Source organism: uncultured Flavonifractor sp. (assembly GCF_944383115.1).
Classification (GTDB): Bacteria; Bacillota; Clostridia; order Oscillospirales; family Oscillospiraceae; genus Flavonifractor.
This window is the reverse complement of sequence record NZ_CALWOJ010000076.1, coordinates 1-10027: the sequence shown is the minus strand read 5'-3', so window position 1 is coordinate 10027 and position 10027 is coordinate 1. Positions and strand designations below refer to the sequence as shown.

Genomic DNA, 10027 nt, shown 5'->3' with positions numbered 1-10027 from the left:
TCCTCACCCCGGAGGGGGAGATCTACTTCAACGAGGTCAACACCATCCCCGGCTTTACCGCCCACAGCCGCTACCCCGATATGATGAAGGGGATCGGCCTGGACTTTCCCGCCCTGGTGAGCCGCCTCATTGCCCTGGGGCTGGAGCCATGAGGGTTTTAGACAGGCTCATCGCCCGGTCCAGAGGGGACGGCCTGGGTTGGTTCTGGCGGCTGTACCGGCTGCGGCGAAGGACGGGGAACCGGCTGCTGCGGAGCCTCTGCACCTATCTGATGTGCCGCAGCGCCCACCGCCACGGGGGCTATGTGGGGCCGGGTGCGGAGTTTGAGGGCAAGCCAATCCTTCCCCACGGCCTCCACGGGGTATTTATCTCCCGCTTTGCAGTGGTAGGGGCAAGGTGCAAGATCTATCAGAATGTGACCATCGGCGAGGTGGACGGGAAGGCCCCGGTGATCGGCCCGGACTGCCTCATCGGTGCCGGGGCGGTGCTGGTGGGGGAGATCCGGGTGGGGCGGGGCGTCCTCATCGGCGCAGGGGCTGTGGTCTGTCAGGATGTCCCCGACGGCAGCACTGTGGTGGCCCCGCCGCCCCGGATCTTGGAAAGGGAGCAGAGGGTATGACGTACGAGAGAGCAATCACCGCCCGGGCCTGGCGGGAGGTGGACCTGGAGGCTGTGGCCCACAATGCCGCCTGTCTCCAGAAACGGATGGGCCCCGGCTGCCGGCTGATGGCGGTGGTCAAGGCGGACGCCTACGGCCACGGGGCCGGCCCGGTGGCTCGATACCTGGAGCGGCGGGGTGTGGCGGCCTTCGCGGTGGCCTGCCTGGCGGAGGGGATCAGCCTGCGGCGGCGGGGGGTAAGGGGCCTCATCCTCATCCTGGGCTACACCCCGCCGGAGGGGGCGGAGGAACTGGCCCGGTGGCGGCTGACCCAATGCGTGGCCGACGAGGCCCACGGCAGGGCGCTGTCGGCGGCAGGGGTACCCCTGGAGGCCCACCTGGCCCTGGACACCGGGATGCACCGGCTGGGCATCCCGGCAGAGGACCATGAGGCCATCGCCCGTACCTGGGCGCTGCCCAACCTAAAGGTCACCGGCACCTTTTCCCACCTGTGTGTGTCGGACGGTGCCAGCCCGGAGGAGCAGGCATTCACCCGAACCCAGCTGGATCGATTCTACGGGGCTGTGGCCCGAATGGCTGCTGCCGGGCTGGACCCGGGGGCCGTCCATATCCAGGCCAGCTACGGCATCCTGAACCTGCCGCCACAGCCCTGCGCTTGGGCCCGGGCGGGCATCGCCCTGTACGGCGTGTACAGCCGGGAGGAGGATCGGCCCACCGTCGATCCGCTCCGCCCGGCCCTGTCTCTGCGGGCCAGGGTGGCCGCCCTGCGTACCGTACCCGCCGGGGAGGGCGCCGGGTACGGCCTGGCCTTCCGGGCCGGGGAGGATACCCAGCTGGCGGTGGTCACCGTGGGCTACGCCGACGGACTGCCCCGGATGCTGGCTCAGGCGGGTGGGGAGATACTGATTCGGGGGGTGCGCTGTCCTATGGCGGGGCGGATGTGCATGGACCAGCTGCTGGTGGATGTGACCGGCGTGCCCCAGACCGTCCCGGGCGACGTGGTTACCCTCATCGGCCGGGACGGCGGGGCGGAGATCCGGGCGGAAGAGGTGGCCGCCCGGTGCGGCACCATCACCAACGAGCTGCTCTCCCGGCTGGGGGCCCGCCTGCCCATTTTGCGGCCCTTGACGGAGTTTGATCATGCCCTTATAATGGAAGCGTCAGATCAACAAACGCTTGGATAGGAGGACTGTCATGTCGGAAGAGATCAAAATCCTCAACCTGGCCGATGCTCCGGAGTATATGGAGGAAGTATCCCAGTGGCTGTGGTTGGAATGGGCCAAAGCGGACGGATATTCCCTGGAAGAGATCGTTTACCGCACCAAGTATGCCTCCCAGCGGGATACCGTACCTCAGATGCTGGTGGCGGTCATGGGGGACAAGCCGGTGGGAGTGGTATCCCTGTGGCTCAATGACGCAAAGACCAGGCAGGATCTGTCGCCGTGGATGGCAACGCTGTATGTCAAGGATGAGTATCGTAATCTCCACATTGGCCAGAGACTTCAGACGGCAAGCATCGAGGCCACCAGAGCGTTGCACCGTTATCCCTGTCTCTACCTCATCACGAAGCTGGACAATTACTACGAGAAGATCGGCTGGAAGTTTGTGGATCGAATCCCGGTGGGGGATGGCGCCACAGAGAAGGTATACCGCTACGATTTGTAACTGCACATAAAAACGCAGGGCCGCCGGCCCTGCGTTTTATTTTTTCAGAAGGGGTGGGTGGTCAAGTCGGAAGGCTCCCGTACCAGTGTAAAGCGGTTCTTTTCCACCTGGATCAGTCCGTCCCGCTGCATTTTGCTCAGTTCGTTGGATAGGGCGCTGCGTTCCACGTTGAGATAGTCGGCCAGCTGCTGCCGGTTGAACGGGATGGAAAAGCTGCTGCTGCCGTTCCGCCGGGCCTGGTAGGACAGATAGGACAGCAGGCGGCCCCGGATGGTCTTGGAAGAGGTGTGGAAGATCTTCCGGGACAGGTTCAGGTTCTTTTGTGCGGACAGGAGCAGCAGATTGCGGATCAGCTTGCTGTGATGGGCGCAGGTGTGGGGGCATACCCGCAGAACCCGCTCCACATTGAGAAACAGGATCTGGGCGGATTCTGCCGCCACCACATCCACCATCAGCGGTTCTCCGGGGATACAGGCGTAGGTCTCGGCAAAGATTTGGCCGGGACCGGCCTTGTCCAGTACGGTGGTGTTGCCCCACAGATCGTCGGTCTGGATCAGTACGCTGCCCGACAGCACCATGCCCAGGTCGGCCACAAAGTCTCCGCTGCGGTAGATCTGCTCCCCCTTGGAATATCGTTTTTCCACCGCCCCCAGACAGTTCAGCATACCCTCCGCCTCCTGGGGAGAGGCGCCGCGGAACAGCGCGGTATTTGCCAGCAAAGTTCCTTTCATAATCCCCTCCAAAATGTTGTCTTAACAACATACTTGTTGCTGTTATTATACTATACTAAGCCCACAACGGCAAGCGGGCCGTGCCATACCAGGGAGGTTTATCAATGGAACACAACAAGATGTTTTGCTATCAGTGCCAGGAGACCGCCGGCTGTACCGGCTGTACCAGAGTGGGAGTCTGCGGCAAGGGGGCCGATGTGGCTGCCATGCAGGATCTGCTGGTCTATGTGACAAAGGGCCTGTCCGCCGTAACGACTGCCCTGAGGGCTCAGGGCGTACCGGTGGATGGGGCGATCAATCATCTGGTCACCCTGAATCTCTTTACCACCATCACCAACGCCAATTTTGATAAGGCGGCCATTGAGGCCCGTATCAGCGCCACTTTGGCGGTCAAAGCAGATCTGCTGACGCGGGTGGAGGGAAAGGAAAACCTGCCTGAGGCCGCTTTGTGGGACGGCGCCGGGGACTGGGAGGGCAAAGCTGCCCAGGTAGGGGTGCTGTCTACAGAGGACGAGGATATCCGTTCGCTTCGGGAATTGATCACCTACGGCCTGAAGGGCTTGTCTGCCTACTCCAAGCACGCCAATGCCCTCATGGAGGATGACGAAGCGGTGGACGCCTTTCTCCAGCGCGCCCTGGCTGCCACTCTGGACGACAGCCTCACCGCCGATGACCTGGTGGCTCTGACCCTGGAGACCGGCAAGTATGGCGTCCAGGGTATGGCCCTGCTGGACAAGGCCAACACTGGGGCCTATGGCAACCCCGAAATGACCAGGGTGTCCATCGGTGTGGGTAAAAACCCCGGCATTCTGGTGTCCGGCCACGACCTGCGGGACCTGGAGCAGCTGCTGGAGCAGACCCAGGGCACCGGGGTGGATGTGTACACCCACTCGGAGATGCTGCCCGCCCACTACTACCCCGCCTTCAAGAAGTACCCCAATTTTGTGGGCAACTACGGCAACGCCTGGTGGAAGCAGAAGGAGGAGTTCCAGTCTTTCCACGGCCCCATTCTGATGACCACCAACTGCATTGTGCCGCCCAAGGAGAGCTATAAGGACCGACTGTATACCACCGGGGCCGCCGGATTCCCCGGCTGTCCCCACATCCCAGGCGGCGTGGGGGAGAAGAAGGACTTCTCCGCTCTGATTGCCCATGCCAAGAAGTGCGCTCCGCCGGAAGAATTGGAGCGGGGCGAGATCGTGGGCGGCTTTGCCCATGCCCAGGTACTGGCCCTGGCAGACAAGGTGGTGGAAGCGGTCAAGAGCGGCGCCATCCGGAAGTTTGTGGTGATGGCCGGCTGTGACGGCCGGGCCAAGAGCCGGGACTACTACACTGAGTTTGCCAAGGCGCTGCCCCGTGATACGGTGATCCTCACCGCTGGCTGCGCCAAATATAAATACAACAAGCTGGATCTGGGGGACATTGGCGGCATTCCCCGGGTGCTGGATGCCGGCCAGTGCAACGACTCCTACTCGCTGGCGGTGATCGCGCTGAAGCTGAAAGAAGTCTTTGGGCTGGAGAATATCAATGACCTGCCCATCATCTATAACATCGCCTGGTATGAGCAGAAGGCGGTCATTGTGCTGCTGGCCCTGCTGCATCTGGGGGTGAAACATATCCACCTGGGGCCTACCCTCCCCGCCTTCCTCAGTCCCAACGTTGCCAAGGTACTGGTGGATCACTTCGACATCGCAGGTATCGGCACTGTGGAAGAGGACATGAAACTGTTTTTTGGTGAGGACGCATAATATGGGAAAGTCCGGCAGGCGCAGCCTGCCGGACTTTTTTACCGATTGAGATACCAGACGCCCAGATTGAGATAGGCGGCAAAGCTCACCCACAGCAGATAGGGAATCAGTAGCCACGCGGCCACAGGGTCAATCTGGCGGAAAGTGAGGAGCATCCACAGGATAAGCACCCACAGCACCACCAGCCAGATCAGGGCAAAGCCGAAGGCCTGGAAGTTAAAAAACAGAATGCTCCAGAAAAAGTTGAAGGCCAGCTGCACCAGATAGAGCAGCAGCCCCCGGGTGCGGGTGTCGGAGGGGGGCGACAGCCAGATCCGCGCGGCGGCAACGCCCATCAGTGCAAACAGAATGCCCCAGACGATGGGAAAGACGATGGCGGGCGGGGACAGGGGCGGCTGGACAATGGATTGGCTGTAAACTTTGGCTCCGTCCCGGGTCAGCCAGCCGGAGAGGAAGCCTACCGCTTCCGTAATGAGAATGAAAAGGGCGTAAATTTTCCAGGGAGATTTCTTCATATACCATCACCTGAACCCAGTATATACAAAGCATCTCCTCAATATACGCTACCGGCCTTCGATCTCCAGTGAGGACATCTGGGCCTGTGTGACCCCAAATGCCTGCCCCCGGTTCAGCCAGTAGCGGTTGGCAGCCTTCCGAAACAGCCCCTTGGTCAGCGGCATGGACACTTTCATCTGGATCGGACGGCCCCTGGAGATGGCGGCAGCCAGTTTTTTCAGCCTGCGTCTGACCATCCCCATAAAAGGGGTGGAGGGAAAGCCCTCGCCCCCGCCTATGCGCAGACAGGAGACAAAGGGGCAGCCTGTTCTTTCACAAAACAGACGGATCATATCCACCGCCACGTCGTTTTGCTCCGGTTCCAGAAAACCGCAGTTGATGACCAAATGCACCTTTGGCTTGTTGGCGGGGGGCTGGGCCAGCGCCGCCTGCAGAAACTCCATCAGCCCGGAGGGGAGGGCGTCGGTATAGAGGGGGAAGACCAGCAGCAGATCGGAACACTGTTCCAGCCGCTCCAGACAGGAGGCGTGTTTCTTTTCTACCACGCTGTATTGCTCGTAAGGGCCGGACCATCCGGACAAAAAAGCCTGGATATAATGCCTGGAGTTGGATTTTGGAGCCCGGGGGCTGCCATTTATAATCATCAGTTTTCCCATGCGGCCACCGCCTTTTCAACCAATGTGTCCACCTGCGCTTCGGAGTCTGCAAAGTGGATGGTACAGTCCTCGGAGAGGGTGTTCAGTGCGTTGCGCGTCACAAAGCGTGCAAACAGAGCCTTTTCCCCGTCGCTTTCCGCACCGTAAGCCACCACCGTCATCTGCTTGGGATGCACCGATCGCTGTATGTGGTGGGTCTCCCCATGATGGATGCGGATAAAGGCCTGCTGATTGGGCAGGGAGCGTTCCATCAGCCGCTTCATGGGCAGGTCGTAACAGCCCAGAAACAGGCGGCTGACCACCAGCAGACGGTCGCAATGGGCGATGCGGGGATAGATGGCCGGGGCGTCGTCCCGGATCACGCAGCGGCCCGGCGTTTTGATCCAGCAGCCGAAACAGCCCACGCATGGGGCGATGCGCTGCTCGGCCACATGGACCACATGCAGTTGGTCATGCCTGGGAAGGGAAGGAAGGGCTCTGTCCGTCAAGATAAGATCCATACAGATATGCGTCTCTCCTTACAATCTCGTTATTTTGGCAAATTCATTATAACACAGATTGGATAAAAAACCTAGTAAAACAATATGAATAAAAAGCAAATATTTGGGGAAACAGCAGGCCACCCCGCCGCTATATCTGCGGCGGGGTGGCCTTTGGATAGATGAGGGCTTACCGCAGGACGGCGCCCAGTTCTTTCTCCAGCGTTTCCAGAATGTGCTTTACGTCGGCGTCGGCCTCCTCGCTGGTGAGGGAGCGGTCGTCGGCACGGAGGACCAGGTTGAAGGCCACGCTCTTTTTACCTTCCTCCACGCCCTTGCCGCGATAGATGTCAAAGAGCTTGCAGTCTTTCAGCAGGCCCTTGGCGCCCTTGCGGATGGTGTTTTCCAGCGCACCCACGGTGACGGCCTCGTCGCACACCACGGCGATGTCCCGGGTAACGGCGGGGAACTTGGGCAGGGGGACATACTCGGGAGCGGGGCCACGGCTGCACAGCAGCTGACCGAAGTCCAGTTCCGCGCAGTAGAAGGGGGCGTCTACGCCGTAGTTCTGGGCCACCAGGGGATGGATCTGGCCCAGCACACCGATGCGCTGGTCGCCGGCGTACACATCGGCCACCCGGCCGGGGTGATAGGAGGGATTGGTCACGCTGGGCACCTCGAAATGGACGTCCTCGGCCCGCAGGTCCTTCAGAATGGCCTCCACGGCGCCCTTGAGGGCGTAAAAATCCATGTCGTCGCCATAGGCGCCCATAGACAGCACCTTGTTTTCCACGGCAAGACCGTCGTCGCCGCCGGGCAGGTAGATGCGGCCCACCTCATAGAGACGCACGTTCTGGTTGCGGTAGTTGTAGTTGCGGGTCAGGATCTCCAGCATGGAGGGCAGCACGGTGGTACGCATGATGGAGGTGTCCTCGCCCAGGGGATTGAGGATCTTGAAGGACTGACGGCGGGGATCGTCGGCGTCCCAGCAGATCTTGTCGTAGCAGGTGGGGGAGATAAAGGAATAGGTGATGATCTCGTCAAAGCCCAGGCTGCGGCACAGGCTGCCCAGCTGACGCTCCAGCTTTTCCTCGTCGGAATAGCCGCCCAGGGTGGTCTGGCCTCGCATGAGGGTGGTGGGGATGTTGTTGTAGCCGTGGAACCGGGCCACCTCTTCCGCCAGATCGGCCATCCGCTCCACGTCACCCCGCCAGGAAGGCACGGTGACCTGATCGCCGTCCACCTGGAAGTCCAGCTTCTGCAGGATGGACACCATCTCGCCCTCGGCAATGTCGGTGCCAAGCAGGCTGTTGATCTTCTCGGGTTCCAGCTTCAGGACGCGGGGCTGGGGGACATAATTGAGAATGTCGATGGTGCCGTCCACCACCTGGCCGGCGCCCAGCAGCTCCACCAGCTCGCAGGCCCGGTTGACGGCGGGCAGGGTATTCATGGGGTCCAGGCCCTTCTCAAACTTGGCGGAGGCCTCGGTCCGCATGCCCAGGGCCAGGGCACCCTTGCGGATGCAGGTGCCGTCAAAGCAGGCCGACTCAAAGACCACATCCACGGTGTCGTCCACGATCTCGCTGTTTTCGCCGCCCATAATACCCGCCAAGCCCACGGCCCGGGTCTCGTCGGCGATGACCAGATGGTTGCCGTTGAGGATGTGTTCCTTGCCGTCCAGGGTGGTCAGATGCTCCCCCTCTTCCGCCCGGCGGACGATGATCCTGCCGCCCTTTACATAGCGGTAGTCAAAGGCGTGCATGGGCTGGCCGTATTCCAGCATAACGTAGTTGGTGATGTCCACGATGTTGTTGATGGGCCGGACCCCCATCGCCCGCAGCCGCTCCCGCATCCACTTGGGGGAGGGGGCGATCTTCACGTTGCGCACCATCCGGGCGGTGTAGCGGGGACACAGGTCGCTGGCGGGGGTCTCCACATCCAGCAGCTCCGCCAGAGAGCCCTCTGCGCCGCCTTTGACCACAGGCTCGTGGAGGCTGAGCGGCTGGCCGAAGGTGGCTGCCGCCTCCCGGGCCAGACCGATGACAGAGAGACAGTCGGGCCGGTTGGGGGTGATCTCAAACTCCACCACATGGTCATCCAGGCCGATGACCGGCTTGATGTCGTCGCCGGGCTTGCAGTCCTCGTTCAGCACAAAAATGCCGTCGGGGATGCAGTGGGGGAACTCGGCCTGCTGGGCGTGGAGATCCTCCAGGGTGCAGATGGTATTGCTCTTGGTGTTGTAGGCCACCAGGTCCTCCTCATGGAGGTTGGGGCAGTTGGTGGAGACGGTAACCGTGCCGTCGCCGGTATCCAGAGCGATGTCATAGGTGGAGTAGCCGGTGGTGGTGACGCCGGTCACCTTGGCGCACACCACGGGGCCATAGATCTTGTGGCCGGGCTGGATGTCGGCAGGGATGGAGGGCTTGTCCTTGTCCAGGGGGTGATAGTCCCCCAGAATGGCGGCGGGGATGATGACGCCGTAGGGGAAGTCCCGGGTATCCAGGCCCAGCTCAGCCAGGCCGCAGAACATACCGTTGGACACCGCACCCCGCAGCTTGCCTTTCTGGATCTTCACGCCGCCGGGCAGGGTGGACTTGTGGAGTGCCACCGGCATCAGGTCGCCGGGATGGATGTTCCAGGCGCCGGTGACGATCTGGATGGGCTCGTCCTGAGCCACATCCACCTGGCAGATCCACATGTGGTCGGAGTCGGGATGGCGCTCCATAGACAACAGACGGCCCACCACCACGTTGGAGATCTCCTCGCCCAGGTCGTGGGTCAGCTCCACCTTGGAGCCGGAGAAGGTCATGGCCTCGGCAAATTCCTTGTCGGAGGCAGTCACAGTGACAAATTCATTCAGCCATTTTCTGCTCAGATTCATTGTTCCTACACTCCTTTCTTAGAATTGCTCCAGGAACCGCACGTCGTTTTCAAAGATGAGCCGCAGGTCGGCGATCTTGAACCGGCGCATGGCGGTGCGCTCCAGACCGATGCCGAAGGCCCAGCCGGAGTACACGTTGGGGTCGATGCCGCTCATTTCCAGCACCTTGGGATGGATCATGCCCGCGCCCAGCAGCTCGATCCAGCCCTCACCCTTACAGGTGGGGCAGCCCACGCCGCCGCACTTGTGGCACTGGACGTCCATCTCGCAGGAGGGCTCGGTGAAGGGGAAGTGGTGAGGCCGGAACCGGGTCTTGGTGCCCTTGCCGTAGAGCTGCTCCACCACGGTATTCAGAGTGCCCTTCAGGTCGGCCATGGTGACACCCTTGTCGATGACCATGCCCTCCACCTGATGGAACATGGGGGAGTGGGTGGCGTCCACCTCATCCTTGCGGTACACCCGGCCGGGGGCAATGATGCGGATGGGCAGGGGCATGGTGTCCATAGCCCGAACCTGCATGGGGGAGGTCTGGGAACGGAGCATCACCCGGCTGTCCTTGTCAAAATAGAAGGTGTCGCTCCAGTCCCGGGAGGGGTGGCCCTCCTCGGCGTTGAGGCGGTCAAAGTTCAGCTCGGCCAGCTCCACCTCGGGACCGTCCAGCACAGTGAAGCCCATGCCGATGAAGATCTCCTTGATCTCGTCCAGGGCGATATACATGGGGTGGCGGTGGCC

General features: G+C 61.6%; 10 protein-coding genes and 1 pseudogene. 5 read left to right on the top strand and 6 right to left on the bottom strand.

Going from position 1 to position 10027, the window contains the following annotated elements; all coding sequences use genetic code 11:
• The 4 genes and pseudogenes from Q0K43_RS08495 to Q0K43_RS08480 all read left to right on the top strand — a co-directional run.
• Window positions 1–152, top strand: a pseudogene (locus Q0K43_RS08495) (D-alanine--(R)-lactate ligase); the annotation flags it as partial.
• A complete protein-coding gene (locus Q0K43_RS08490; protein WP_297290125.1) occupies window positions 149–619 on the top strand; it encodes a serine O-acetyltransferase in 471 nt (156 codons plus the stop codon). The pseudogene Q0K43_RS08495 and the gene Q0K43_RS08490, both read left to right, overlap by 4 nt.
• Complete coding sequence (gene vanT, locus Q0K43_RS08485) at window positions 616–1803, top strand: serine racemase VanT catalytic subunit (RefSeq protein WP_297290124.1); 1188 nt, start codon at window positions 616–618, stop codon at window positions 1801–1803. Before Q0K43_RS08490 ends, vanT begins: the two co-directional genes overlap by 4 nt.
• 10 nt (window positions 1804–1813) lie before the next feature.
• Entirely contained in the window at window positions 1814–2284 is a 471-nt protein-coding gene (locus tag Q0K43_RS08480) for a GNAT family N-acetyltransferase (RefSeq protein ID WP_297290123.1), read from the top strand.
• Window positions 2285–2328: 44 nt separating this feature from the next.
• Here Q0K43_RS08480 and Q0K43_RS08475 read toward each other — a convergent pair whose 3' ends face one another.
• Window positions 2329–3015, bottom strand: a complete 687-nt coding sequence (locus Q0K43_RS08475) for a Crp/Fnr family transcriptional regulator (RefSeq protein WP_297290122.1) — start codon at window positions 3013–3015, stop codon at window positions 2329–2331.
• A 104-nt stretch (window positions 3016–3119) separates the two neighbouring features.
• Between Q0K43_RS08475 and hcp the strand changes: the two genes are divergently transcribed.
• Window positions 3120–4763 (top strand): hydroxylamine reductase, encoded by a 1644-nt coding sequence (gene hcp, locus Q0K43_RS08470; RefSeq protein ID WP_297290121.1) that lies wholly within the window; start codon window positions 3120–3122, stop codon window positions 4761–4763.
• Window positions 4764–4801: 38 nt separating this feature from the next.
• Here hcp and Q0K43_RS08465 read toward each other — a convergent pair whose 3' ends face one another.
• The 5 genes from Q0K43_RS08465 to pheS all read right to left on the bottom strand — a co-directional run.
• A complete protein-coding gene (locus tag Q0K43_RS08465) occupies window positions 4802–5278 on the bottom strand; it encodes a TspO/MBR family protein (RefSeq protein WP_297290120.1) in 477 nt (158 codons plus the stop codon).
• A gap of 48 nt (window positions 5279–5326) precedes the next feature.
• Window positions 5327–5824 (bottom strand): hypothetical protein, encoded by a 498-nt coding sequence (locus Q0K43_RS08460; RefSeq protein ID WP_297290119.1) that lies wholly within the window; start codon window positions 5822–5824, stop codon window positions 5327–5329.
• 98 nt (window positions 5825–5922) lie between these two features.
• Window positions 5923–6435, bottom strand: a complete 513-nt coding sequence (locus Q0K43_RS08455) for an NAD(P)H-dependent oxidoreductase (RefSeq protein ID WP_297290118.1) — start codon at window positions 6433–6435, stop codon at window positions 5923–5925.
• A 169-nt stretch (window positions 6436–6604) separates the two neighbouring features.
• On the bottom strand, window positions 6605–9295 hold the full coding sequence (gene pheT / locus Q0K43_RS08450; protein ID WP_297290117.1) for a phenylalanine--tRNA ligase subunit beta: 2691 nt from the start codon (window positions 9293–9295) through the stop codon (window positions 6605–6607).
• Window positions 9296–9313: 18 nt separating this feature from the next.
• The coding region (gene pheS, locus Q0K43_RS08445; protein WP_297290116.1) for a phenylalanine--tRNA ligase subunit alpha at window positions 9314–10027 on the bottom strand (714 nt) is incomplete at its 5' end.